Below are 24,964 nucleotides of genomic sequence, written 5' to 3'. Positions count from 1 at the left end.
AAAGAAGCCGTGTGTGGGAATCTGTGAGTCAGCCCACAGGGCCCGGGCCTGGCGATCTACGCCGCTCGTGGCACACTGGCCCTGTATCAGCAGCAGCGCACTCCGGGGTCGGTGTAATTCCGAACCGGCGGTATAGTCCGCGACCCGTCCGCAAGCCAGCGGCCGGTTGACCAGGTGAGATTCCTGGACCGACGGTGAAAGTCCGGATGGGAGGCAGTGCGCGGCGGGCGACCCCTACCAGGGGTGTGCCGGCCGTACGTCCGCTGGTGGCCGCGTTCCGTCGGCGCACCCGTGGACCTCCGGCCGTACCGGCATACCCGTGCGAAGCGTCGTACCCGCTCTCTGTCGTCATCGACAGGCCCCGGAGTCCGTGCCCGAAGAGGCAGGAGGACCCGGTGGCCCAGCAGGCCGACACCACCGCCATGCGACGCGCCGTCGAGCTCGCCGCACGCGGTCTCGGCGCCACCAGCCCCAACCCGGTCGTCGGGTGCGTCATCACCGACGCCTCGGGCCACCCGGTCGGCGAAGGCTTCCACCAGCGCGCCGGCGGCCCCCACGCCGAGGTCCACGCCCTGCGCGCGGCCGGCGTCCTGGCCCGCGGCGGCACCGCGTACGTCACCCTCGAACCCTGCAACCACACCGGCCGCACCGGCCCGTGCGCCCAGGCCCTGATCGAGGCCGGCATCAGCCGCGTCGTGTACGCCGTCGCCGACCCGAACCCGCAGGCCACCGGCGGTGCCGACACCCTCCGCGCCGCCGGGATCGAGGTCGAGCAGGGCCTCCTGGAGGACGAGGCCGAGGCCGGCAACCTCGCCTGGCTCACCTCCGTCCGCCGCGGCCGCCCCTTCGTCCGCTGGAAGTACGCCGCCACCCTCGACGGCCGGATCGCCGCCGCCGACGGCACCTCCCGCTGGATCAGCTCCGCCGAGTCCCGCGCCGACGTCCACCGGCTGCGCGCCGAGGCCGACGCCGTCGTCGTCGGCTCCGGCACCGCCCGCGCCGACGACCCCCACCTGGCCGTCCGGGGCGTCGAAGGAGCCGTGCAGCCGCTGCGGGTCGTCGTCGACACCGAGGCCACCGCCGTCAAGCCCGGCGCCCGGATCCTCGACGACGCGGGACCCACCCTGATCGCGATCGCCGAGGACGCCGAGACCACCCTCACGGACGTCGTACGGCTCCCCAGGGCCGAGCGCGGCCTCTCCGTCCCCGCCCTCCTGGACGCCCTGCACGCGCGCGGTGTCCGCTCCGTACTCCTCGAAGGCGGCCCCACCCTAGCGGGCGCCTTCCTCGCCGCGGGCGCCGTCGACCAGGTCGTCGGCTACCTCGCCCCGGTCCTCCTCGGCGCGGGCCCCGCCGCCCTTGCCGACGCCGGAATCACCACCCTCACCGAAGCGTTGCGGCTCGACATCACCGAGACCGCGCCCATCGGATCCGATATCCGCATCACCGCCACCCTCAAGGGAGCCTGACCGTGTTCACCGGAATCGTCGAAGAACTGGGAGAGGTCGTCGCCGTCGAGCAGCTGGAGGACGCCTCCCGCTTCCGGCTGCGCGGCCCCCTGGTCACGGAAGGCGCCCAGCACGGCGACTCCATCGCCGTCAACGGTGTCTGTCTCACGGTCGTCGAGTTCGGCGGCGGCGAGTTCACCGCCGACGTCATGGCCGAGACCCTCAAGCGCTCCAGCCTCGGTGCCCTCGCGGTCGGCTCCCGCGTCAACCTGGAGCGGCCCATGGCCGTCGGTGGCCGCCTCGGCGGTCACATCGTCCAGGGCCACGTCGACGGCACCGGCACCATCCTGGAGCGGACCCCGTCCGAGCACTGGGAACTCGTCAAGGTCGGCCTGCCCGCCCACCTCTCCCGCTACGTCGTCGAGAAGGGCTCGATCACGGTCGACGGCGTCAGCCTCACCGTCGTCGAGGTCGCCGACGACTGGTTCACCATCAGCCTCATCCCGACCACCCTCGACCTGACCACGCTCGGCATCAAGCAGTCCGGCGACCCGGTCAACCTCGAAGTGGACGTCATCGCCAAGTACGTCGAGCGGCTGCTCGGCACCGACGCCAAGGAGAACGAGAAGTGAACTGGCTCAACTCCGAGGCGTTCGCCGTCTTCGGCCAGCACATCATGTGGTCCGACATGATCGGCAACACGATCGGTCTGATCGCCCTGGCCCTCGGCTGGCGCCGCTCCATCCTCACCTGGCCCGCCCAACTGCTCTCCGGCGTCATCCTCGTCGGCGCCTACGCCACCGCCCACCTCTCCGGCGGCGTCGGCAAGCAGCTCCTCGTCATCGGCGTCGCCGCCTGGGGCTGGTGGCAGTGGAACCGCGGCAAGCAGCAGGCGCAGGACGGCTCCATCGCCGTCCGCTTCGCCACCTGGAAGGAGCGCGGACTGCTCCTCGCCGGCGCGGCCCTCGGCACCCTCGCCGTCGGCGGCCTCTTCACCCTCTACCCGTCGCTCTCCTGGAGCCCCTGGGCCGACGCGTACATCTTCGTCGGCACCCTCGTCGCGATGATCGCCCAGGCCCGCGGCCTCGTGGAGTTCTGGTTCGCCTGGCTCCTCGTCGACCTCGTCGGCGTCCCGCTCGCCTTCAACAGCGGGCTCGCCTTCTCCGGCCTCGTCTACGTCGTCTACTTCGCCCTCGTCATCTGGGGCATGCGCGACTGGTGGCTCCGGACCCGCACCGCCCCCGCCCTGGAAGGAGCCACGGCATGAGCGCGCTTCCGCTGTGGGACGCCACCGACCTCGCCCTCGACCCCGTCGAGCAGGCCATCCGCGACATCGCCGCCGGCCGGCCCGTCGTGGTCGTCGACGACGAGGACCGCGAGAACGAGGGCGACCTCGTCATCGCCGCCGAGAAGGCCACCCCCGAGATCGTCGCCTTCATGATGAGCGAGTGCCGCGGCCTGATCTGCGCCCCCATGGAGGACGAGGAGCTGCAGCGCCTCGAACTCCCGCAGATGGTCGAGCACAACACCGAGTCGATGCGCACGGCCTTCACCGTCTCCGTGGACGCGTCCTCCGCCCACGGCGTCACCACCGGCATCTCCGCCGCCGACCGCGCCACCACCCTGCGGATGCTGGCCTCCGGCAGCCACGAGCCGTCCGACTTCGTCCGCCCCGGCCACATCTTCCCGCTGCGCGCCAAGCCCGGCGGCGTCCTCGTCCGCAACGGACACACCGAGGCCGCCGTCGACCTCGCCCGCCTCGCGGGCCTCCGCCCGGCCGGCGCGATCGTCGAGATCGCCGGCGAGGACGGCGTGATGCTGCGCCTGCCCGAGCTGGTCCCCTTCGCCCGCAAGCACGGCCTGACGATCATCTCCATCGAGGACCTGATCGCCTACCGCCGCTCCGCCGAGCCGACCGTCCGCCGCGAGGCCGAGGTCCAGCTCCCCACCGCGCACGGCGAGTTCACCGCGTACGGCTACCGCTCCACCGTCGACGGCGTCGAGCACGTCGCCCTCGTCCACGGCGAGATCGGCGACGGCGAGGACGTCCTCGTCCGGGTCCACTCCGAGTGCCTGACCGGCGACATCTTCCAGTCGCAGCGCTGCGACTGCGGCCCCCAGCTGCACGCCTCCATGGACCGGATCACCGAGGCCGGCCGCGGCGTCGTCGTCTACCTGCGCGGCCACGAGGGCCGCGGCATCGGACTGCTGTCCAAGCTGCGCGCGTACGAGCTCCAGGAGCAGGGCCGCGACACCCTCGACGCCAACCTGGAACTCGGACTCCCCGCCGACGCCCGCGACTACGCGGCCGGCGCGCAGATCCTCGCCGACCTCGGCGTCCGCAGCCTGCGCCTGATGACCAACAACCCCGACAAGATCGACGCCCTCACCCGGCACGGCCTGCGCGTCGAGGGCCGCGAGCCCATGCCGGTCAAGGCCGGCGAGCACAACCTCCGCTACCTGCGCACCAAGCGGGACCGGATGGGGCACGACCTGCCCTGGCTGGACGGCTCCCCGGCCTCCACCTGCAACAACCAGTGATCACGTACGTACGAATCGGCTAGGAGAGACATGAGCGGCAAGGGCGCACCCGTCCTCAGCGTGAAGAACTGCGGCGACCTCCGGGTCGCGGTCATCGCGGCGCAGTGGCACGAGAAGATCATGGACGGTCTCGTCGACGGCGCCCTGCGCGCCCTCGGCGAGCTCGGCATCGACGAGCCGACGCTCCTTCGCGTCCCCGGCAGCTTCGAGCTCCCGGTCGTGGCGAAGGTCCTCGCCGGACGCGGCTACGATGCCATCGTGGCGCTCGGCGTCGTCATCCGCGGCGGAACGCCGCACTTCGAGTACGTGTGCCAGGGCGTCACCCACGGCCTCACCCAGGTCTCGATCGACACCGGCGTACCCGTCGGATTCGGTGTCCTCACCGTCGACAACGAGGAGCAGGCCCTCGACCGGGCCGGCCTCGAGGGATCCTCCGAGGACAAGGGCCACGAGGCCGTTACCGCAGCTGTCGCCACCGCCACCACGCTGCGCACGGTCAGCGAACCCTGGCGCTGATTGCGCGACCCTTACCCCGTACTCTTAGGACCATCATGGCGAACGGAACCAGTAAAAGTTTCGAAGAGCTCTTCTCCGAGCTCAAGCTCAAGGCAGAGACCGGCGACCCGGCCACCTCCCGCACCGCGGAGCTGGTGGGCAAGGGCGTCCATGCCATCGGCAAGAAGGTCGTCGAGGAGGCCGCCGAGGTCTGGATGGCCGCCGAGTACGAGGGCAAGGAAGCGGCCGCCGAGGAGATCTCGCAGCTGCTGTACCACGTCCAGGTGATGATGGTCGCCCGCGGGATCTCACTCGACGACGTCTACGCCCACCTCTGAGCACACGCGTCTCTCCCCTCCCCAAACTCCCAGGCAAAGGAAGCTCACCCCATGCTGCGCATCGCCGTCCCCAACAAGGGTTCCCTCTCCGGACCTGCGTCGGCAATGCTCCATGAGGCCGGCTACCGCCAGCGCAAGGAGTCCAAGGAGCTCGTGGTCATCGACCCCGACAACGAGGTCGAGTTCTTCTACCTGCGGCCGAAGGACATCGCGATCTACGTCGCCTCCGGGAAGCTGGACATCGGCATCACCGGCCGTGACCTGCTCCTGGACTCCGGAGCCAGTGCCGAGGAGATCCTCCCGCTGAACTTCGGCCGCTCCACCTTCCGCTACGCCACCCGCCCGGGCACCGCGAACGGTCCCGAGGACTTCGGCGGCATGACGATCGCCACCTCCTACGAGGGCATCGTGGCCAAGCACCTCGCCGACCAGGGCATCGACGCCTCCGTCGTCCACCTGGACGGCGCGGTCGAGACCGCGATCCAGCTGGGCGTCGCGCAGGTCATCGCGGACGTCGTGGAGACCGGCACCAGCCTGCGCAACGCGGGCCTGGAGGTCATCGGCGAGCCGATCCTGACCTCCGAGGCCGTCGTCATCCGCCGCCACGGCGCCTCCGACGACCACCCGCAGGTGCAGCAGTTCATGCGCCGCCTCCAGGGCGTCCTGGTCGCCCGCTCGTACGTGATGATGGACTACGACTGCCGGGCCGAGCACCTGGAGCAGGCCGTCGCCCTCACCCCGGGCCTGGAGTCGCCGACCGTCTCCCCGCTGCACAACGAGGGCTGGGTCGCCGTCCGCGCGATGGTCCCCGCCAAGGAGGCGCAGCGGATCATGGACGACCTGTACGAGATCGGCGCCCGCGCCATCCTCACCACCGCCATCCACGCCTGCCGCCTCTGACGGCCGGCCCGCACCGTCCCACCAGGCACTGAGGAACCCCCGATGTCGCAGTCCACGACGCCCGCCCTCCCGGTCACCTTCCGTCCCGGGCGCACCCGGGCCGTCCTGCTGGCCATGAGCGTCGCGATGTTCGTGGTCATCACCGGCGTCGCGATGATGCTGGAGCGGCTCGGACCGGGGGAGCGCGCCAGCTTCGTCTTCACCGCCGCGCTGCTGTCCGGGGTCCTCGTCCTGCTGAGCCGCCCCAAGGTCGTCGCCGACGACGAGGGCGTCACGGTCGTCAACATCACCAGGACCCGGCGGCTCGCCTGGGCGGAGATCCTCAAGGTCAACCTCCGCCCCGGCGACCCCTGGGTCTTCCTCGACCTGAGCGACGGCACCAGCCTTCCGGTGCTCGGCATCCAGCCGGGCATCGCCAAGGAGTCGGCGATCCGCGACGCCCGCGCCCTGCGGGCCCTCGCGGACAGCCACGGCACGAGCGCCGAGCAGGCCTGAACCCTGGTTCGTCCCCCATCCGGGGGCCGACCCCCTGCCCCTCGGGGCGTTCCCATGACTACTCTGGAGACGGTGGTGCCGAGCGGCACCACCGTCTCGCGTGTGCAGGGCCGCAGCCGCGGCCCGCGAGACCACCCTTCGACCCGAGGAGTGACTCCCTCCAGCAATGGACGGATCGTCCGGTAGTACCTGCGCCGCCCCCTCCCTGGAGGCGGCGGCATGATCGTCTCCCTTCTGCTGCTCTTCGCGGCCTTCCTCCTGATCCTCGCCAACGGCTTCTTCGTGGCCGCCGAGTTCGGTCTCGTGACCGTCGAGCGCGCCGAGGCCGAGCGGGCCGCGGCCGCCGGCGACCGGCGCGCCCGCACCGTCGTCACCGCCCTGCGCGAGCTGTCCTTCCAGCTCTCCGGCACCCAGCTCGGCATCACGATCACCTCGCTGGTCGTCGGCATGCTCGCCGAGCCCGCGCTCGCCGGGCTCCTTCACGGGCCGCTCACCGCGACCGGACTGCCCGAAGGGGCCGTCTCCGGGATCTCCGTCGTGATCGGCATGCTGCTCGCCTCCGCCGTCCAGATGGTGGTCGGCGAGCTCGTCCCGAAGAACTGGGCGGTCTCCCGCCCGCTCCAGGTCGCCCGCTTCGTCGCCACCCCGCAGCGCCGCTTCTCGGCCCTCTTCCGGCCCGTGATCTCGCTGCTCAACCAGGTCGCCAACCGGCTGGTACGGCTCCTGGGCGTCGAGCCCACCGAGGAGCTGGACTCGGTGCGCACCCCCGGCGAACTCGTCTCGCTGGCCCGGCACTCCGCCCAGGCCGGCGCGCTCGAACAGGACACCGCCGACCTCTTCGTACGGACCCTGAGCCTGGGCGGTCTCACCGCCGAGCAGGTCATGACGCCGCGCGTGAAGGTGAGCGCCCTCCAGTGGGACGCCACCGCGGCCGACGTCCTCAACCTCACCCGGGCCACCGGCCTCTCGCGCTTCCCGGTCTACCGCGACCGCATCGACGAGATCGTCGGCATGGTCCACCTCAAGGACGCGCTCGCCGTCGCCCCGCACGCCCGCCTGCGCACCCCCGTCGGACGGATCGCGGTCCCGCCGCTGCTCGTCCCCGAGACGCTGCCCGTCCAGACGCTCCTGGAGCGGCTGCGCCGGGAACAGCCGATCGCGGTGGTCGTCGACGAGTACGGCGGCACGGCCGGGGTCGTCACCCTGGAGGACATCGTGGAGGAGCTCGTCGGCGAGGTCCGCGACGAGCACGACACGGCCGACGACGAGCGGCCCGAGCTGGCCGCGGCGCCCGCCGAGGACGGCCGCCCCGCCTGGGAGGCCGACGGCTCCTGCCGGGTCCACACCCTGCGCCGGATAGGCCTCGACGTGCCCGACGGGCCGTACGAGACCGTCGCCGGACTCGTCGCCGACCTCCTCGGCCGCATCCCGGCGCCCGGGGACCGCGCCGAGCTCCCCGGCTGGCGCCTCTCGGTCCGCCAGGTCGACCGCTACCGCGCCGAGCGGGTGCGGATCGTCCGGACGGCACCGGAGCAGGACCAGGCCGGCACGCCGGCCCCGGGCCTCGACCCGGTCGCGACGGCTTCAGCCGCGGTGGCCGACCTGATGACCGACCCGGTGCCCGTCCCCGCGGAGGCCGGCCGATGAGCACCCTGCAACTCCTCTTCGCCGTCCTCCTGGTCCTCGCCAACGGCTTCTTCGTCGGGGCCGAGTTCGCCCTCGTCTCCGTCCGGCGCAGCCAGATCGAGCCGCTCGGGGGCGCCAGGGCCAAGCAGGTCCTGCACGGCCTGGAGAACCTGCCGCAGATGATGGCCGCCGCCCAGTTCGGCATCACCGTCTGCTCCCTGACGCTCGGCGCCGTCGCCGAGCCGACCGTCGCCCGGCTCCTCGAACCGGTCTTCCACTCGGTCGGTGTCCCGGAGGGGCTGATCCACCCGCTGGGCTACGTCATCGCCCTCGCCGCGGTCGTCTTCCTCCACCTCGTCATCGGCGAGATGGTCCCGAAGAACCTGGCGATGTCCGACCCCGAGCGCACCGCCCTCTGGCTCGCCCCCGGTCTCGTCGGCTTCGCCCGGCTCTGCCGGCCGGTCACGGCCGCGCTCGGGGCCTGCGCCCGGCTGGTCCTGCGGGCGTTCGACGTGGAGCCGAAGGACGAGGTGGAGGCGGTCTTCACCAGCGCCCAGCTCGGCCGTCTCGTGGAGGACGCGGGCCAGGCGGGACTGCTCGACCCGGTCGAACAGGAGCGCCTTGAGGACGCCCTCGAACTGGGCAGCCGCCCGGTGACGGACGTCCTCATCGCCCCCGCCACCCTCGTCACGGTCCCGCCGACCGTCACCCCGTGCGAGATCGAGGAGCTGACCGTACGGACCGGGTACTCCCGCTTCCCGGTCCGCGCCGAGGGCCGGGCGACCTTCATGGGCTTCGTGCACGTGAAGGACGTCCTGGACCTGGAGGAGCGGGAGCGGGCGGTGCCGCAGCGGCTGTGGCGCCCGATGGCGACGCTCCGCGCGGAGCTGCCGCTCGACGACGCCCTCACCGTGATGCGCCGCGCCGCCACCCACCTGGCCCAGGTCGCGGACGGCCAGGGCCGGGTCCTGGGCCTGGTCGCCCTGGAGGACGTCCTGGAGATGCTGGTGGGCGAGGTCCGCGACCCCGCGCACCGCGTCCAGCCGGTCGCGTCGCCGTAGCGGCCCGGGGCCTGTCCGAAGCTTCGCGTCGGATCAGGTCCTAGGTGTATTGACCCGCAGGGTTGTTGACGCGGCTGATGGGCGGGTGTCCGTCGAGTGCGGTGTGGCAGCGGTGGTGGTTGTAGGTGTGGAGGAAGTCTGCCAGGGCTTGGGTCCGCTCGTTGTTGGAGGTGTAGGGCCGCTGGTAGGCCCATTCGTCGAGGAGGGTGCGGTTGAAGCGTTCGACCTTGCCGTTGGTCTGCGGCCGGTAGGGGCGGGTGAGCTTGCCGGTGGCGCCGAGGTCGGCGAGGACGGCCTTCCAGGCCAGGCCCTTGCGGTAGGCCCAGGCGTTGTCGGTCAGGACCCGTTCGATCCGGTCGATGCCCTGGGAGTGGAAGAACACGGCCGCGCGGGCCAGGAAACCCGCGCAGGTCGCGACCTTCTCGTCGCCGTGGATCTCGCTGTAGGCGAGGCGGGAGTGGTCGTCGACGGCGGAGTGGACGTAGTCGAAACCCATCCGGCTGCGGGCGGCCCGGCCGGCCTGGCGCCCCAGAACCTTGTGGCCGCCGCCGTCGGGAATCCGGCCGAGTTTCTTCACATCCACGTGGATCAGCTCGCCGGGGCGGTCACGTTCATAGCGGCGGATCACCGTGCCGGTCGGCCGGTCGAGCCAGGCCAGTCGGTTGAGCCGGTGGCGGGTCAGGATCCGGTGCACGGTCGAGGCGGGCAGGCCCACGATCGGGCCGATCCGGGCCGGCCCGAGCTTGCGGGCCTGCCGCAGGCCGCAGACGCGGTCTTCCACCGCGGCCGGAGTCCGGTGCGGTGTCGTGCGAGGCCGGCTCGACCGGTCATGCAGACCCGCGTCGCCCTCGGCCCGCCACCGGCGGATCCATTTGTGGGCCGTGGCCCGGGAGATGCCCATCTCGGCGGCCACATGCGCGACCGGACGGCCTGAGCAGACACGTTCGACCAGCAGTCTCCTACCGAAGACGGTCAGCCGGGCATTACGGTGGGACACGAAGACCTCCGTGAGGTGAGTTCCTAGACAGCTCCCACCACACCGGAGGTCTTCGCCATGTTCAAGACCAGACCAGTGTCAACAACGCTCGTGATCAATACACCTAGGGCCTGTCTGACAATTCCCGTCGGGTCCGGCCCGCCCGGCACGCACGCTCGCCGCACGGCCGAAACGCCCAAGTAGCTCCTCCCCCACTCTCGGCTTCGCTCGAGCGGGGGGACCCCCATCGAGGGCGTCCCGGCCGCACGCCGATCGCACGCACCGGACGGCCCGGCCTGATCCGACGCGAATTGTCAGACAGGCCCTAAAGCGTGTTGCAGAAGGCTGCGTGGCGGGCATTTCCCGTGTATGCGTGGGGTGTTGAGGGCTGAGCCGTTGTGGGTGGAGACGTTCACGGGTCTGCGGATGCGGCAGTTCGAGCGACTGTTGAAGGTCGTGCGGGAACGGGGCGGGAACGGGCCCGGTGGCGGCCGGCCGTGGTGCCTGCCGCTGGCGGACCGGGTGCTGCTGGTGGCCGTCTACTACCGCACGAACCTCACCATGCGGCAGCTCGCCCCGCTCTTCGGCGTCTCGCCGGCGACCGTGTGCCGGGTGATCCAGCGGCTGCGGCCGCTGCTCGCGATCGAGCCGGCAGTACGTCCTACCGACGCGGTCGAGCGGCTGTGGATCGTGGACGGCACCCTCGTCCCGGTCCGCGACCGGAAGGTCGGTGCGTCCTCACGCAACTACCGCTTCTCGGCGAACGTGCAGGTCATCATCGACGCCGACACCAAGCTCGTGGTCGCGGCGGCCCGGCCGGTGCCCGGCAACACCGCGGACGCCAAGGCCTGGAGGAACTCCAGCCTGGCCGCCGTCTGCGAGGGCGTGACCGTGCTGGCCGACGGCGCCTACATCAACACCGGGCTCGTCGTCCCGCACCGCAAACGCCCCGGCCGAGCCCTGCTGCCCGGCGAGGAGGAGGACAACGCCGAGCACCGACGGGTCCGGGCGCGCGTCGAGCACGCCTTCGCCCGCATGAAGCACTACAAGATCCTCCGCGACTGCCGACAGCGCGGCAACGGCCTCCACCACGCTGTCCAGGCCGTCGCCCACATGCACAACCTAGCCCTCGCCGCATGATCAGGCCGGTGCCAAAACCGGCCCTGACCTGCCCGGACACGACCTTCTGCAACACGCTTTAGTAGCCCGGCGGCTCCTGCTGCGGGCCGCGGTCGACCGGACCGCGGCCCGACAGGACCTCGCCGTACGCCTGCATGAGGTCGGCGAGCCGGAGGGTGGCGAGATCCTCCCTGCTCGGGGTCCCCGGGTATCCGGAGAGCCGCAGGTCCCGGTAGGCGCAGGACTTCTCGTACAGGGTGCGCAGGAAGCGGCCGTTGCCGAGTTCGTCGATCCAGCCCTGCTCGACGACGTGCCCGCTGATCGAGCGGAGCTCGTCGAGCGCTTCCTCGTCCCAGCCGTCCCCGTTCGCCGCCGCGAGGACCTCGCCGATGGCGGTGAGTTCCAGCGGGCGGTACGAGGGGAAGTCGACCCGGGTGGTGAACCGGGAGGACAGGCCGGGATTGGTGCTGAGCAGCCGGTCCATGCCCTCGGGGTAGCCGGCCAGGATGACCACGAGGTGGTCGCGGTTGTCCTCGGCCCGTTTCAGGAGCACCTGGAGGGCCTCGTCCCCGTAGGCGTCGCCCTTGCTGTAGCCGGTGTTGGAGAGCGCGTACGCCTCGTCCACGAACAGCACCCCGCCGACCGCCGAGTCGATCAGCTCATTGGCCTTGACCGCGGTCTGGCCCAGGAACTCGCCGACCATGTCGGCCCGTTGGGCCTCGACGAGGTGGTCGCCGCCGAGCAGCCCGAGGGCGTAGAAGACCCGCCCGAGGATCCGGGCGACCGTGGTCTTCCCGGTGCCCGAGGGGCCGGAGAAGACGAAGTGGCGCTTGGGCGGCTGGACCGGAAGGCCCTGCCCGGCCCGCAGCCGCGCCATCTCCAGCTGCGCCGACAGCGCCTTGACCTGGCGCTTGACCGGTTCGAGCCCGACCATGCCCTCCAGTTCGGCGAGGGCCTCCGCGAGGAGCACCGGATCGGTGGGTCCGGCGGGGAAGCGCGGCGGCGCCGGCTGGCCGGGCAGCGGGGCCTTCTGCCGTACTGTCTCCGGCGGCGTGACGGAGGCGGCCGGCGGCACCGGTTCGGGCGCGAGCCGCAGCCCGTCGCCGAGTCCGCCGGGGTCGGGTTCGGCGCCCGGGACGGTGTCCACGGCGTCCTGGCCGAGGCCCCCGCCGAGGGTGCCGAGCGCGACCGCAGCGAGCCCGGCCGGGTCGTCGACCCCGTCGTAGCCCTCGAACCCGTCGTACTCGGCGATCGCCGCGAGCCGCGCCGCGGTGTCCATGAACGCCGGGTCGATCCGGTGCACGGCCCGGTAGAGCGGCAGGGCGGCGGCGCTGCGCCCGGTGCCCTCGTGGGCGCGGGCGAGCCAGTAGCGCAGCTCCTTGCGCTGCGGCTGCTCGCTGCGGCACCGCATCAGCGAGGCCGAGAGGAGCGGCTCGGCCTGGCTGTACATCTCCAGGCGCACCCGGGCCATGCCGCCGAACAGTCCGGCCTCGATCCCGAGCAGCGGGTCGTCGACGAGGGTCTCGGTGTGCCGGACGAGCTGGTCCCAGTCCTTGACGAGATAGGCACGGCAGGCGTGCAGGAAGCGCACCTGGGGGTCGGTGTCGACCGGGGGGAGGCCCGCGAGGGCCCGGTCGAGCTCCGGTACATGGCGGCCGTCGAGCCAGTGGGAGGCGTGCGCGAGCAGCAGGTCCCGCGGGCTCTCCAGGACGGGCTGCACCCACCAGCCCAGCCAGTACCAGGAGTTCAGGGTGCGCCGGTACCGGGTCCGCTGCTCGCCGAAGCGATCGCGGTTGCGGTACATGCGCAGCAGCGCGGTCGTGGTGTCGACCCGGAGCGCGTGCAGCCCGAGCCAGGCGTCCGCCATCCCGGGATCGATCCGTACCGCCGTCCGGAACTCGTCTTCCGCCTGCGGATACGCGCCCATCGTGTAGGCGTCGACTCCGCGCAGCCAGGCGAGCTCGGCCGGGGTCTGCGACCCCTGCGTGCCGATGTCCATCGAGTCCCCCACAACCGTCATCGCATGGACGGGATTTGACCGCACCTGGGGGCATCGTACCTGCGCAGGGGGTGCGTGCTTAAGGAGAAGCGCATGATCCGGAAGCGGTGACCCTGGGTGAGCATCAGGGGCGGATGAGGCGCTGGAGAAGGCCCGGGGAGGGCGCGGAAAGGGCCTCCGGGGGCAGAACGAAGCCCCCGATCACGGGGGAACAACCGGGGGCTTCGTGTCCGCGGCGGCTCCGAAAAGCCGCACATTCAGAACGTAAGACCTGTACGCCCCGTCGGTCAAGCGAAGTTGAGGTACTTGCGGAAGCGGACTTCCACCCCCTCAGTTCACGGACAGAAGGCCGTCACTGTGCGTGATGATCTGGCGCGTGCCCGCGGTCACGGCAGGCCCGCGAAGCCAGTCGTACCCCTCCTGGCACTCCCGTACCAGGGTGTCGGCGAAGGGTCTGGAGGGGTCCTCGGCGAAATGGCGAGTCTCCGCCACGGTCCAGCCCTCCCAGAACGAGGCCTGCTCCGGCCCGTCCCGCCGGCGCCCGCGCGCCCAGGAGTCCTCGGCGCCGCGCTCCATCCACAGCAGCCACGCAAGGAACGGCCGCACCACCCGCCGGCCGGCGCCGACGCCCTCGACGAGGACCACGGGGGCCGGAGGCAGTTCCCGCGCCTCGCCGAAGCGCCGCAGCCGCCAGTCGTACGCGCGGTACGAGGCGGTCTCGCCGCGCGAGAGCGGCTCCAGGACCTGCTCCCGGAGCCGGCCGGTCCACTCGAAGAGCTCCTCGTGCGTGGCGAGGTCGTCGAGGCGGAGGACGGGCGCGTCACCGAGGGCGGCGGAGAGGCGGACCGCGAGGGTGGACTTGCCGGAGCCCGCGTGCCCGTCGACCGCGATCAGCCGGACCGGTCCGCAGGAGGGCGGCAGCCGGAGCAGCGCGCGCGCCGCGCGGTCGAGGTCGTTCATGGCCCCAGGGTAGGGGAGTGGGGGACCGTCGCAGGTCAGCGAGGTACCACCGTCAGTGGTAGAGACCAATATTGGTACGGCGACGCGAGCCGAAGTGCTGGCGGAGGCCCCCCGGGACCGGGATAGTGGGCCAGCGCGGCCCCGCCCGCCCACCGGTGCGGAGGCCCGTACGCTCCCGTCATCCCACCCTTCGGCTCTCCCGTACGTCCACCGTTCTCGTCGACTGGGGGTCACCGCCCATGACCAGCTCCACCCCGCGTAGAACCGTCCTCGCCGCGGCGCTCGCGGCCGCCGCGGGAACGGCCGCCGCCGGCCCGGCCACCGCCGCGGCCGCCACGGAATCGCCGACCGCCGCCCGCCCCGGCTGCGCCGCCTCCGACTGCCCGGCCGACGGCGCCGGGCGAGGCCACGCCCCGGCCGCCGGACTGGTCGACAACCGCTTCTGGTCTTCCTACACGGACTGGAGATGCGGCACGACGGAGGGTACGAAGGCGGTCGCCGGCCTGCGGCCGGCCCTGGTCATCGCCACCCCGGCCGGGCGCGTCGACTACACCGACCCGCACACCGGCCGCACCGCCACCTGGGAGTACGCCGGCTGGACCTCGCCCGTCCACACCTCCTCCGTACCGGCCACCGAGGTCATCGCCTCCTGGAACGCCGCCACCCCGCCCGGCACCTGGCTCCAGGTCGAGCTGTCCGGCACGTACTCCGACGCCACCGACACCCCCTGGTACGTGATGGGCCGCTGGGCCGCCGGCGACGGCGACATCCGGCGCACCTCCGTCGACGACCAGACCGACGGCAAGAGCACCGTCTGGACCGACACCTTCGCGATCGACGACGCGGCGAGCGGCCTGCGGCTGAGCGCGTACCGCCTGCGCCTCACCCTCTACCGCACCCCCGGAAGCGACCTCACCCCGACGGTCTGGCGGCTCGGCGCGATGGCCTCGGACATCCCGGACCGGTTCAGCGTCCCGGCCTCCGAACCGGGCCTCGACCACGAGCTGACCGTCCCGCGCTACTCCCAGAACACCCACGTCGGCCAGTACCCCGAGTACGACAACGGCGGCGAGGCCTGGTGCAGCCCGACCTCCTCCCAGATGATCGTCGAGTACTGGGGCCGCCGCCCCTCGGCCGACCAGCTCGCCTGGGTGAACCCGTCCTTCGCCGACCCGCAGGTCTGCCACGCGGCCCGCTTCACCTACGACCACCAGTACCAGGGCTGCGGCAACTGGCCCTTCAACGCGGCCTACGCGGCCACCTACCCCGACATGAACGCCGCGGTCACCCGCCTGCGCTCGCTCACGGAACTCGAATCCCTGGTCCGGGCCGGCATCCCGGCCATAACGTCCCAGTCCTTCCGCAAGGAGGAACTGACCGGCGCCGGCTACGGCACCTCGGGCCACCTGATGACCGTCATCGGCTTCACGGCGGACGGCGACGTCATCGCCAACGACCCCGCCTCACCCACCAACGATGCCGTCCGCCGGGTCTACCGGCGCAGCGAGTGGGAGAACATCTGGCTCCGCACGAAGCGCTACGACGCAAACGGCAAGGTCAGAAGCGGTACGGGAGGGGTCTGCTACCTCTACTGGCCGGTCAAGTCAGCACCAAGTCAGCACCGCGCACTGCAGGCGCTCGGCCTGGTGTGAGCATGTGCGGCCCGACGGTCGTCTCGACGACCTGACGGCAGCGCTCCTGGCCGTCCTGAGTGAGGTGGCCGTACCGGTCCACCGTGACCTTGATCGAACGATGTCCGAGCCAGCGAGACACCTCGTGAATGGACACTCCGTTGGTCAGGGCCACGGTGGTCCATTTATGCCGCAGGTCGTGCGGGTTGTACGCAGGAAGCTCGAGCCGCTTGATGGCGCGGTCCCACGACTTGCGCAGAAGATCGGGATACGGCATTCCGCCGCTCGCATTGCGGATCGGAAGCCGGTCGATGAATGGCTCAAGGGAAGCGGGAACGGGTATGTCGCGCCACTCGCCTTCTTTCCGATGTTTCAACGGGGCGTATTTCGGCGTGTACTTTCCGGAGGCGTCTTTGTAGCGAATCACCTGCCGCCGGATTCGCAGGGTGCCGTCGCGCATGTCTTCCGGGAAGACGCCCAGAGATTCCCCTATGCGAAGTCCGCAACACGTCATCAGCCACACTGCCGGAGACAGGCGAGGTCCGATCTCCTTGGCGATGGCGGTTATCTCGTCGAAGCTGGGAAGTTTCCTGTCGTCGACAGGAATGACGGGGTTCTCCAGCTTCTCGGCCTGCGTCATGGGATTCACGGGAATCCGCCTGTGACGCACAGCGTGGGAGAACAGCGCCGAGAGGGCGATGTGCCGGGACTCGATGGTGTTGAGGGCCGCCCCGTCCCGGCGCCAACGCGCGTACAGGCCCTCGATGTCCGCCGCGGTGACCTGCGAGATCATCTTGCTCCCCAGGTGGGGGACCACGTGGAGGCGGACGATGCGCTCGTACGACTCGAGGGTGCCGGCGGAAGCGGTCTTCTTCGCGAGCCAGTCGTCCGCGTACCGGCGGAGCGACACCTTGCCGGCGTCGGGGTCGACGTAGATGTTCTCGCGCTTGTCGCCTTCCATCTTGGTGCCGAAGTCGACCGCGTCCTTCTTCCGGGTGAACGACTTCTCCCGCTGGCGTCCGGTGCGTCCGCCCGGCTCCCGGTATCGGACAGTCCACCGCTTGCCCGACGCGGCAGAGCCGTTATCGATGATTTGCGCCAACCTGTTCACCCATCTCTACTCACACGGCCGTTGGCCGTGTTTTTCGGTGTGAGTGGTGTTGTAGTCGATGTTTCCGGCCGCGCCAAATTCCTGGGCACGTGAAGATTCGACAACCCCATGTCGCCTTGGGCTGTAAAGCCCCGATGGTGGCCGCGCGGGCACTCCGAACGCCGCTCGAAGACTGTCCAGGCGTGGCTCGCCGGAAGGGACGAGATCGAACTGCACTCCGTGCCTTCGTGCCCACCCGGGCTGGTCAGCTCCGACGTCAAATGCGGCCTGGTCTACACCTCACCGGGCCCCACGGCTGGGGCGAGATCCGTGTGGCAGTCGGAGGTTGGTGAAGGACGGTCCAAGGCTTGGCCGGCCCCAGTGGTTGGCTTCGGTGATCGCGGTGCGGTCGGCCGAGGCGGTCTGCCGACGGCGAGGTGGGCCCCAAGACCCGGGCTCAGTCCGGCGCGCGAACGGGTATTTGCTGGGTATTTCGCCGGGTTCCGTCGGTGCCACGCTGGGTCTCGGGGGTGAACGATCGCTCGGCTTCGTAGCTCAGTCATACAGATGGACCGGGTGGCGCAGCCACCCCACGACCTTGAGATCGTCGGCGAGCCATGAGTAGGCGAGGTTGGTCGCTGGTTGGGGCGATCTGGTCGGAAGCTCGATCAGGGGGCGTTAGCTGCGGCGGAAGGCGGAAGGCGGAAGGCGGAAGGCGGCCCGGCGGTCGTGCGGGGCGTCGGGCTCGTTGGTGCCGTGAAGGAGACGTGGGGCGCTCTCGAGGCTGAGGTTGACGTGGGGAGTCGCATCGTGCGTCCGGCCTGGGTCGGGGGACGACCGTGTAGTACAGGCCCCCGCCATCGGGATCGTCTCCCTTGGTGATCACTTGCCCCCCCGGCGCGTGCCGGCGGGGGCGCACCGAGTCCAAGACACGCCCTGAGGCGGTTTGATGTAACGAGGCCTGGGTTGCTCGGTCATGCGGGCGGCATGCACGACGACCTGTCGCCACCCTCGGGTGGGAGCAGAGGGCCCTGCCCATCGCCCACGGGAACGTGATCAGGGCTCGTTGCTGTCAGCTACGCGGGGAGGTACGACTCCGGAAACCCTGAGATCGGGCAGAGCCCGCTGAGTGCGAGGCGGTGTGGACAGCGCCGCTTCGTAGCGCGCATCGATGATGCGCTGCAAGCGGCGTGAGCGCCGAGTCGCAGCGGTCGACAGGCGGGCTTGGCGTGATCGCTCCCAGAAGGAACGGCCGATTTCGCCTGCGAAGATCTCATCTGCTGCGGCGGCCACCCAGCGCTCCGTGAGGTCTCCGACCTCGAATGCCATCTCCCAGTGCGACACGACGAGGTTTACGTACATGTGCTGCTGCCGGAGCAGAACAGTGCGTGAGGCGTCTGGGCCGCCCCAGCAGTCGAGGTACTCGGGGTTCTCCATGGCCGTCTTGGTCAGTTCGATGTGCATCATCCGCGTGTTCTGCACGCGGGATGCCTTTGCCTCGCGCGCCTGCAGCACCAGCGATGAGGCGACACCAAGGACTGCCAATGCGGACAGGAGTGCCGACACGGCTCCGTACGCCTGAGCGATGTCGGCGACCCGATCCCAGTCACGGCCTTTGCCGTCCAAGGCCGGCAGGGCGAGCGGGGACGCGACCACCAGACCCATGGAGCCGACGACAGCGAGGACGGCCAGGGCCAGGACGACGGCGCGGGACCGGTACCAGGGGCGCTCACGAATCCTGTGGCGAGACACGGGCGCGGGTTCGGACGTCACGGCGTCTCCTCCCCGCATCGGGCGCGGAGCAGCGGCTCGGCGACGCGAGCATGGAAGGAATCGAAGTCCTCGCCGGCCGCGTAGAGCTGCCGGACGTCGGACTGACAGGCCGCGATCAGATCCGAATCGGTGTGCCGGTACGCACCGGCGATCACGCCGTCAGGCTTGTACCTCAGCTCGTAGAGACAGGACGTCCCGAGAATGACAAGCTCGCAAAACCAGCGGGGGGGGGGGTGCCTGAATGCCGGGTCGGCCCTTGCCGACCACGACACGGACCCGCTCCCCAAGATCAACACGCTGGCGGAGCACAGCAAGCTCCCAGAGCACGTAGTCCGACGGCGGGAGTTCGACGTAGCGGACCCGACGCAATTGCAGTCCACGCTGGTCAGCGTCCTTGAACTGCCGACTCATCGCCTTGCGCTCCTCCGCCAGGAGGCTCAAGGACCGCTCCCACGCTCCGTCGTGGAACGCGTCCCACGACGCGAAGCCAGGCTCCTGGAAGTGCTGGCCGCACTCGAGCTTGTCGACCGCGGTCACGTCCGGGCGCGCGTAGTCCTCGCGAAACGCCTTGACGTAACTCTCCACCGGCAGGAACGGTCCTCGCGCTGCGGCCGGCATCGCGAGGACGCCTGCAATGCCGTCGTAGGCACCGTCGGTGATCCGCTCACGCATCGGGAATATCCGGCTTGGCAGCGACGAGCAGACTCCGCGGAATGATCACCAGACGCTCGTCAGCTCCGATGGACACGCCGTCGGGCAGCCGCTCGGCCACCTCCGGCGTGATGTCGCGGCCGATGACCGCGACATCACCGTTGTCCATCTCCCAGATGTCCGGGCAGCTCTCCGTCGCGCTCGTCAGCCCCAACTCTTGCGGTGAACGCCCCAGGCGACGAGTGAACCCCGCGTTCGCATCGGCTTCCCAACGACGCTCCACGACCATCCCCCGCCCAAGTCGTCACCATGTGAGTGCAGTATCTCAAGATCGAGGCGAGACTAACAACCGGGCTGACCACCGACAATGGCCTCACCAGCCGACGGGTGGCCGGATCCCGCGCCCTGCGCGGCTGGTACGACTTGGCACAAGCCCGACATAGCCGAGAGCCGGGGTTGAGGCTCCGGGCGCTTGATCGGGGGAAACCGTGTGAAGCGCCTGCGGGCGGTGATCAGGGGGTGCCACAGTCGGGTCATGCGCAGTGACGAGGCCGTCGTGCAGGGATCCGTCACCGACCTGGCACGGGAGCGGTGGGGAGTAACGCTGGGCGGGGAGAGTCCGGCGCGGTTCGCGGAGCCGGGGTGGAGCTACGAGGAGACCGTCGACCGCCGCTGTCCCGCGTGCGACGGCGAACTGCACGCCTTGCGCAGACCGTACGAGTCCCAGGGCCGGACCTACCGGTACACGGCGCTCGTCTGCCCCGCCTGTCCCGCCGCGTTCACCCTCGTGGATCTCGGGGTGAAGCGGTACGACCAACTGGTCGCGTCCGTGCCCGACCAGGCGGGGCGGGCGCCCCGGTCCCGTCCGGCGCCCGCGCCGCCCGGGGGCAGGACGGGCGGGCCGGGGCTCACCGTGACCGCGGTCGTCAGGGTTCCGGGGCAGCCGCCCCTGACGGTGCGGATGGTCAGCGGTCCGGCGTGGCCGGAGGACCTGGTCGTGCCCGACAGGACCGAGCGGCGCGCCCTGCTGTGGTACAAGACCGCCGACCCCGCGTGGCGGCCGGCCGAGGCCGCGCTCGCGGCGGCCGAGGACGTGCGGGTGATCCTCCCCGAGGGGCCGGGGTACGAGGCGCTGCGTGCGTGGCTGGAGCAGCGGGACGTCCCGTACCGGGTGAGCCGCTACTGGGAGGAGGCCGGACAGGTCGGCACGGTCGGCGACACCGGCGGCCGTACCGAGCTGGTCGCGGCCGGTCCGGACGGCGCGGCGCCCGCCGGCGGGCCGTGGGCGGTCGCGGCCCGGGACGCCTTCGCCGCCCAGTGGGACGCGCTGGAGGACCTGCCAGGCACGGACGCGGACGCGTACGTGCCCGTCGGCGAGCTGGTGCCGGCCGAGTGGGCCGGGCTGCTCCCGCACCCGTCGTTCAACCCGGTGCAGGCCGCCGCCGTGCCCGCGGTGCTAGAGGAGACCGGGCATCTGGTCGTCGTCGCGCCGACCGGCGCCGGGAAGACCCCCATCGGGATGGTCGCCGCGCTGGCCGCGCACGCCCGTGGGCGCAAGGCGGCCTGGCTGGTGCCACAGCGCTCGCTCACCGACGAACTCGACCGCGAACTCGCGTTGTGGCGCCGCCGCGGGCTGCGCGTGGTGCGCCTGACCGGTGAGGCGGCGGTGGATACGGAGCTGATCCGGTCGGCCGACGTGTGGGTGGCCACCACCGAGAAGTTCGAGGCGATCTGCCGCGCGGGCTCGCTGCGGGACTCGCTCGCCGAGGTCGGCTGTCTGGTGGTCGACGAGATCCACCTGCTAGGCGACCCCACGCGCGGAGCCGTCTTGGAGGCGCTGCTCGCCCGGGTACGGGAGGACGGCGCGGCCACCCGTATCGTCGGCCTTTCCGCGACGGTCGCCAACGCCGACGAGGTCGCCGACTGGCTGGGCGCCCGGCTCGTCCGCACCACCTGGCGGCCCACCCGGCTCACCTGGCAACTGCCCCACTTGCCCGCAGTGGACGAGACGGACTGGGCGGCCCGGGTCGCCGTCCGCACCGAGACCGCCGTCCGCATCGCCCGGCAGGTCACGGAGGACGGCGGCAGCGTCCTCGTCTTCTGCGGCAGCAAGCGCGGGGTCCGCGCCACGGCGCTCGCCCTGGCCGCCGACCGGGGCGTGCCCACCACCGGCGTCGACGCCGACGACGCCGAACAGGTGGAGCGGCTCTGCAGCAAGGCCGGCGTACGGCTCCACTATCGTGACTGGCCCTTCAAGCGGGAGGCCGAGCAGGCGTTCCGCGCCCGGGAGGCGGAGGTCCTGGTCGCCACCTCCACGGTCGCGGCCGGCGTCAACCTCCCCGCCCGCGCGGTCATCGTCCGCGACACCACCCTCGGCCTGGACCGCGTCGAGGTGTCGATGGTCCAGCAGATGTTCGGCCGCGCCGGGCGCATCGGCGCCGGCGAACGCGAAGGCTGGGCGTTCCTGCTCACCGACCCGTCCGAACGGGCCCACTGGCAGGCCCGGCTCGCCGCCGGATACACCGTGCGGTCCCGCCTCGACGAGTCCCTCGCCGACCACCTCCTCGCCGAAGCCGTACAGGAACGGCTCGCGACCCTCGACGAGGCGGAGCGGTGGTGGGCCGGCACCTTCGCCGCGCACCAGGGCCACGACAGCGTCGAACCGCTGCACGAGGCGGCACGGTTCCTCACGGACGTGGGGTGCCTGCGTACCGCCGCAGACGAGGACCGGCTCGAACCCAGTCCCCTCGGCCGGCTGACCAGCCGCTTCATGGTCGACGCCGTACTCGCCGACGATCTGGCGACGGCACTGAGGCAGGCCCCGGTCCCCGAGGACCCGCTCACGGCCGAGCAGTTGCTTGCCTTCCTGCTCAGCACCCGCCTGCCCGTACTCGAGCAGGCACCGTTCACCGAGCGCGCGAAGGCCGCCCTGCGCCGGGTCCTGCGCGAGACCGAATACGCGGACGACGAACAGGACGACCCCTGGGGGCTTGGCCCGGCGGAGGAACCAGCGGCCGGGGTGGCGCCGGACGAAGACGAGCAGCGGCCACAGGCCGGCGACCTCGCCCGCGCCGTCCTGCTGCTCGCCGCGACCCGCCCGGCCCTCTTCCGCGGCCGCCCCGCCTACGTCCTCGGCATCCCCGTCGACTCCATGACCGGCATCCTGGAGGAGGCCCAGCGCTACCTGGCCTGGCTGGGCGCGCAAGGCCCCCTCGGCACGGTCCACCCCTGGGTGGCCGTCGTCGCAGGCGACCTCGCGCTGCGCATCCGCTGGCGCACCCTGGGCCCCGGCCGAGGAGCCGGGCGCCTCCTCTGGATGTGCGAGCGCATGGCCACCGCCCCGCTCGCGCCCCAGCTCGTCCCCCGCATGTGGCACGCGGCCCGGGCCCGCGGCATCGAGGCACCTGACTGGCCCGGCACCACACCGCCCGGCGACTGCGCCCTGCCCCCGGACCGCTACCGGGCCCTGCTCGCGGAGCGCGCCACTGGCACCCGCCTCACACTCCAGGACGACACGGTCCGGGCATGGGCTCCGCCCGGAGCGGTGATCCGCCTGTGGAACGGCACGGCCACCACCCAGCACCCCGCCGACGACGAGGAGACCACGCTGCCTCTGCCGCCCGCCGAACCGGCCGACCCGTCGGCGGGGTGCCGCGGCGCCGCCGTCTTCACCCGCGGTGACCGGCTGGGAGCAGGGTGGCTCGAAGCGTACGCGGCCGTGCGTGCATGACCCGGACAGCTGCGGGCCCTGAACCAAACGGTCGGTGAGGCGGGGCGGGTGTCAGGTCCGAGCCAGCCCACCCCGCGCACTTGCAGGTCAGGCGGCCGCTCTCGTCGTCGCCTTGATCCACTCGGACCGATCGCCCGTCACATGCAGCGGCACGCCGGGCAGGACGGCGCTCTTGGCCCGGTCCGGGGCTTCGAAGGCTCCTGCAAGAAGGTCTCGGATGGTCTCCTCGCGTTCCCCCGAAGAGAGGCCGGGAGGGATGCAGACCCATACCTTCCCGTCCGGGTCGGTGTCCGCGAGCGCGTATCCCCTGGACTGGGAGTGCAGCTGTGGATCCTCCACGACCTTGGCCCGCATGAGCGCGGTCACGGTCTCCAGAAGGGGAAGGACCTCAGGAGCTGCACACTGCTCGGCCTGTGAGATGAGTTCGCCGAGCACTCCGCGCAGCTGCCGTGCTTCCGACAGGGAGAGATTGCAGAAGCCTCCGTTGGCGCGCTGGATGGTGAAGGCCAGTCTGGGGAGGCGGCGGTAGGGCGGCTGTTCCAGCACGACCTCGATCTCGTCGGGTGTGTCGGACCCCAGGACGTCGGCCGAGGGGCGGTGGAGGCTCAGCTCGACGAGCTGTTCCTCTCCGCAGTGGAAGCGGTCCAGGAGGCTGCGGTCAGAATGCTCTCCCTCGTGGTCGCGACACTACGCGGGGCACAGGGAGGTGATCTCCACCGGGTGCTTCGGCCCAGCGGCATAGGCATCCTGGCTGGAGATGTCCCGTCCCGTGAGGATCGCCGCGTACCGGTACTTCAGCGCCCGCAGCGCGACCGTGTACTCCTCCAGCTCGGCGATGACGGACTCGAACCGTGGCAGATCCAGTTCGGTCCAGGTGCCGGCGGCGCCCAGCCAGATCTCAGGCTGCCGCCCGCCCTTGTCATCCTCTTCGAGCAGGGCGATGGCAGCGGACAGTGCCGGCGAGTCGTAGTGGCCGCCTTGATGCGCCGGGCCGAGCCACTCCACCGCGATGCTCTCGTGCGTGTGTGGAAGGTCCTCGGCCGCCTGCCCCCGACACCAGGTCGGGCAGGCGTGTTCCGTGGGTTCGCAAGGGGTGTGGGTCAGGACAGGTGCGAATGCCGACGTCATGGTTCCTCCAGCGGTGCGGACGTGAGCACGTGAGGACAGCCTGCCTGGAGAGCGTGTCATCATCAGTAAATGCTCCGTTTCCATATTCTGTGTACTGGGTTTGGGTAAAATGCCCTCCTTTCGGGCGCGTTCATCCTCTCGGCGTCGGCGGACCGCAGCAGATGGTGCGGGGTCTTCGTGAGGGGAGCTGTCGTAGGTGGCCCGATCGGCAGCCGAGCCGCTTCGCCACGGGCGCTGGCTTTGGTGTGGGACTGGCCGTGACGGTAGATGGGCCGGAAACCTGCGTAGATCGCCTTCCGTCAAATCCGCTGAACCGGAGCGCTGTTGACCTGGTGCAAGGTGCCATTGGCGAGGTGAGGGGCGGCGTGGCGGCGGTGTTCGTCGACCGCGAGGACAGTCTGGAAGCACTCGGGACCGTTGCGCGGAGGCTGGAGGAAGGAAGCAACGGCGCACTCCTCCTCGAAGGTGACTCGGGCATGGGCAAGTCGGCCCTGCTGGCGGAGTTCTCCCGCAGGGGCGGCGGCGACGGAGCGTGTCGTGTGGTGCTGGCGAGCTGCCTGCCCGGTTTCGGCTCGGGGCGCCAGTACGGGCCCTTTCTCGACGCTCTCGAAGAGCTGAGCGCCTCGCCACGCGGCGGGCGGCGCAGAGTGGGGTGGGCGCAGGCGATGGGCCGCGGGGCGACGGCTGCCGCCCCGGCTGTGCTGTCCGCCGTGGTTCCCGGTCTGGGGGAACTCGTGACGGATGGGCGAGCGGCCGCCGAGGCCACGGGTCGCGACGGGAAGCAACCCCGGCGACTGTCAGGGGCCGCTGCGGAGCACCCTGAGCCGTCATGCTGCCTCTCGGTGCATGTGTTCAACACGTTCAGCCGGGACGTCCGATTCACTCGCAGGAGTGAATCGGACGCGTCCCTCAGCTCTCGAGGACCAGCCCTGCGGCCAAGCGGTCTTTGCGCCACAGGCGTCAACTCTGCGTGACCGTACGTCTACTGGAGCGACGCTCGTTA

Annotated in this window: 24 protein-coding genes and 1 riboswitch; of the genes, 14 read left to right on the top strand and 10 right to left on the bottom strand. The window is 71.1% G+C overall.

The features are described 5' to 3' along the window. The first annotated feature begins 93 nt into the window (after positions 1 to 93). Positions 94 to 224: riboswitch (FMN riboswitch) on the top strand. 171 nt (positions 225 to 395) lie between these two features. The 10 genes from ribD (at position 396) to ACZ7HT_RS18585 (ending at position 8,904) form a co-directional block, all read left to right on the top strand. Continuing rightward, positions 396 to 1,469, top strand: coding sequence for a bifunctional diaminohydroxyphosphoribosylaminopyrimidine deaminase/5-amino-6-(5-phosphoribosylamino)uracil reductase RibD (gene ribD / locus ACZ7HT_RS18630; RefSeq protein WP_471166721.1), 1,074 nt, complete (start codon positions 396 to 398; stop codon positions 1,467 to 1,469). Positions 1,470 to 1,471: 2 nt separating this feature from the next. Next, positions 1,472 to 2,080 carry a riboflavin synthase gene (locus tag ACZ7HT_RS18625; RefSeq protein WP_471166719.1) on the top strand — a complete coding sequence of 203 codons (609 nt, stop codon included), beginning with the start codon at positions 1,472 to 1,474 and terminating at the stop codon, positions 2,078 to 2,080. 44 nt (positions 2,081 to 2,124) lie between these two features. Continuing rightward, complete coding sequence (locus ACZ7HT_RS18620) at positions 2,125 to 2,715, top strand: nicotinamide mononucleotide transporter family protein (RefSeq protein WP_471167118.1); 591 nt, start codon at positions 2,125 to 2,127, stop codon at positions 2,713 to 2,715. Further along, positions 2,712 to 3,989, top strand: a complete 1,278-nt coding sequence (locus ACZ7HT_RS18615) for a bifunctional 3,4-dihydroxy-2-butanone-4-phosphate synthase/GTP cyclohydrolase II (RefSeq protein ID WP_471166716.1) — start codon at positions 2,712 to 2,714, stop codon at positions 3,987 to 3,989. Before ACZ7HT_RS18620 ends, ACZ7HT_RS18615 begins: the two co-directional genes overlap by 4 nt. Positions 3,990 to 4,019: 30 nt before the next feature. Next, positions 4,020 to 4,505, top strand: a complete 486-nt coding sequence (gene ribH, locus ACZ7HT_RS18610; RefSeq protein ID WP_053643767.1) for a 6,7-dimethyl-8-ribityllumazine synthase — start codon at positions 4,020 to 4,022, stop codon at positions 4,503 to 4,505. 35 nt (positions 4,506 to 4,540) lie between these two features. Further along, positions 4,541 to 4,822: a phosphoribosyl-ATP diphosphatase gene (locus tag ACZ7HT_RS18605; RefSeq protein WP_352021737.1), complete on the top strand. Its 282-nt coding sequence runs from the start codon at positions 4,541 to 4,543 to the stop codon at positions 4,820 to 4,822. 51 nt (positions 4,823 to 4,873) lie between these two features. Continuing rightward, positions 4,874 to 5,722: an ATP phosphoribosyltransferase gene (gene hisG, locus ACZ7HT_RS18600; protein WP_030691289.1), complete on the top strand. Its 849-nt coding sequence runs from the start codon at positions 4,874 to 4,876 to the stop codon at positions 5,720 to 5,722. Positions 5,723 to 5,764: 42 nt separating this feature from the next. After that, a complete protein-coding gene (locus ACZ7HT_RS18595; RefSeq protein WP_471166711.1) occupies positions 5,765 to 6,217 on the top strand; it encodes a PH domain-containing protein in 453 nt (150 codons plus the stop codon). A 219-nt stretch (positions 6,218 to 6,436) separates the two neighbouring features. Beyond that, positions 6,437 to 7,864, top strand: a complete 1,428-nt coding sequence (locus ACZ7HT_RS18590) for a hemolysin family protein (RefSeq protein ID WP_471166708.1) — start codon at positions 6,437 to 6,439, stop codon at positions 7,862 to 7,864. After that, a complete protein-coding gene (locus ACZ7HT_RS18585; RefSeq protein ID WP_471166706.1) occupies positions 7,861 to 8,904 on the top strand; it encodes a hemolysin family protein in 1,044 nt (347 codons plus the stop codon). Before ACZ7HT_RS18590 ends, ACZ7HT_RS18585 begins: the two co-directional genes overlap by 4 nt. Positions 8,905 to 8,944: 40 nt before the next feature. On the opposite strand, the gene ACZ7HT_RS18580 is transcribed toward ACZ7HT_RS18585, so the two are convergent. Beyond that, complete coding sequence (locus ACZ7HT_RS18580) at positions 8,945 to 9,901, bottom strand: IS481 family transposase (protein WP_471166704.1); 957 nt, start codon at positions 9,899 to 9,901, stop codon at positions 8,945 to 8,947. A 348-nt stretch (positions 9,902 to 10,249) separates the two neighbouring features. On the opposite strand from ACZ7HT_RS18580, the gene ACZ7HT_RS18575 reads away from it, so the two are divergent. Next, on the top strand, positions 10,250 to 11,020 hold the full coding sequence (locus ACZ7HT_RS18575; protein ID WP_471166701.1) for a transposase family protein: 771 nt from the start codon (positions 10,250 to 10,252) through the stop codon (positions 11,018 to 11,020). Positions 11,021 to 11,078: 58 nt separating this feature from the next. Here ACZ7HT_RS18575 and ACZ7HT_RS18570 read toward each other — a convergent pair whose 3' ends face one another. Continuing rightward, positions 11,079 to 12,998, bottom strand: a complete 1,920-nt coding sequence (locus ACZ7HT_RS18570) for an AAA family ATPase (RefSeq protein ID WP_471167116.1) — start codon at positions 12,996 to 12,998, stop codon at positions 11,079 to 11,081. A gap of 330 nt (positions 12,999 to 13,328) precedes the next feature. Next, positions 13,329 to 13,958 carry a uridine kinase family protein gene (locus tag ACZ7HT_RS18565; RefSeq protein ID WP_471166698.1) on the bottom strand — a complete coding sequence of 210 codons (630 nt, stop codon included), beginning with the start codon at positions 13,956 to 13,958 and terminating at the stop codon, positions 13,329 to 13,331. A 239-nt stretch (positions 13,959 to 14,197) separates the two neighbouring features. Here ACZ7HT_RS18565 and ACZ7HT_RS18560 point away from each other — a divergent pair, with 239 nt between their 5' ends. After that, positions 14,198 to 15,610 (top strand): peptidase C39 family protein, encoded by a 1,413-nt coding sequence (locus ACZ7HT_RS18560; RefSeq protein ID WP_471166695.1) that lies wholly within the window; start codon positions 14,198 to 14,200, stop codon positions 15,608 to 15,610. Here the strand turns inward: ACZ7HT_RS18560 and ACZ7HT_RS18555 are convergent. The 5 genes from ACZ7HT_RS18555 to ACZ7HT_RS18535 form a co-directional block, all read right to left on the bottom strand. Next, entirely contained in the window at positions 15,558 to 16,691 is a 1,134-nt protein-coding gene (locus tag ACZ7HT_RS18555; RefSeq protein WP_471166692.1) for a tyrosine-type recombinase/integrase, read from the bottom strand. The genes ACZ7HT_RS18560 and ACZ7HT_RS18555 overlap by 53 nt on opposite strands. A gap of 1,044 nt (positions 16,692 to 17,735) precedes the next feature. After that, positions 17,736 to 18,452 (bottom strand): DUF6082 family protein, encoded by a 717-nt coding sequence (locus ACZ7HT_RS18550; protein ID WP_471166690.1) that lies wholly within the window; start codon positions 18,450 to 18,452, stop codon positions 17,736 to 17,738. Continuing rightward, entirely contained in the window at positions 18,449 to 18,607 is a 159-nt protein-coding gene (locus ACZ7HT_RS18545) for a hypothetical protein (RefSeq protein WP_471166687.1), read from the bottom strand. Before ACZ7HT_RS18545 ends, ACZ7HT_RS18550 begins: the two co-directional genes overlap by 4 nt. A 4-nt stretch (positions 18,608 to 18,611) precedes the next feature. Next, positions 18,612 to 19,124, bottom strand: a complete 513-nt coding sequence (locus tag ACZ7HT_RS18540) for a DUF6879 family protein (RefSeq protein ID WP_471166684.1) — start codon at positions 19,122 to 19,124, stop codon at positions 18,612 to 18,614. Next, positions 19,117 to 19,386 carry a hypothetical protein gene (locus ACZ7HT_RS18535; RefSeq protein WP_471166682.1) on the bottom strand — a complete coding sequence of 90 codons (270 nt, stop codon included), beginning with the start codon at positions 19,384 to 19,386 and terminating at the stop codon, positions 19,117 to 19,119. Before ACZ7HT_RS18535 ends, ACZ7HT_RS18540 begins: the two co-directional genes overlap by 8 nt. Positions 19,387 to 19,638: 252 nt before the next feature. Between ACZ7HT_RS18535 and ACZ7HT_RS18530 the strand changes: the two genes are divergently transcribed. Next, the gene (locus ACZ7HT_RS18530) at positions 19,639 to 22,833 is read left to right on the top strand and encodes a DEAD/DEAH box helicase (protein WP_471166680.1); all 3,195 of its coding nucleotides are present in this window, start codon (positions 19,639 to 19,641) and stop codon (positions 22,831 to 22,833) included. A gap of 87 nt (positions 22,834 to 22,920) precedes the next feature. On the opposite strand, the gene ACZ7HT_RS18525 is transcribed toward ACZ7HT_RS18530, so the two are convergent. Together ACZ7HT_RS18525 and ACZ7HT_RS18520 are read right to left on the bottom strand one after the other, a co-directional pair. Further along, positions 22,921 to 23,379 (bottom strand): hypothetical protein, encoded by a 459-nt coding sequence (locus ACZ7HT_RS18525; RefSeq protein WP_471166677.1) that lies wholly within the window; start codon positions 23,377 to 23,379, stop codon positions 22,921 to 22,923. A 141-nt stretch (positions 23,380 to 23,520) separates the two neighbouring features. Continuing rightward, complete coding sequence (locus ACZ7HT_RS18520; protein ID WP_471166675.1) at positions 23,521 to 23,961, bottom strand: DUF6907 domain-containing protein; 441 nt, start codon at positions 23,959 to 23,961, stop codon at positions 23,521 to 23,523. On the opposite strand from ACZ7HT_RS18520, the gene ACZ7HT_RS18515 reads away from it, so the two are divergent. Next, positions 23,949 to 24,935, top strand: coding sequence for an AAA family ATPase (locus ACZ7HT_RS18515; RefSeq protein ID WP_471166672.1), 987 nt, complete (start codon positions 23,949 to 23,951; stop codon positions 24,933 to 24,935). The two genes, ACZ7HT_RS18520 and ACZ7HT_RS18515, sit on opposite strands and share 13 nt — an antisense overlap. Positions 24,936 to 24,964: the final 29 nt, after the last annotated feature.

The organism is Streptomyces sp. NPDC037410, assembly GCF_055602235.1.
The sequence above is the reverse complement of the archived record's forward strand: the minus strand, read 5'-3'. Positions and strand labels throughout refer to the sequence as shown.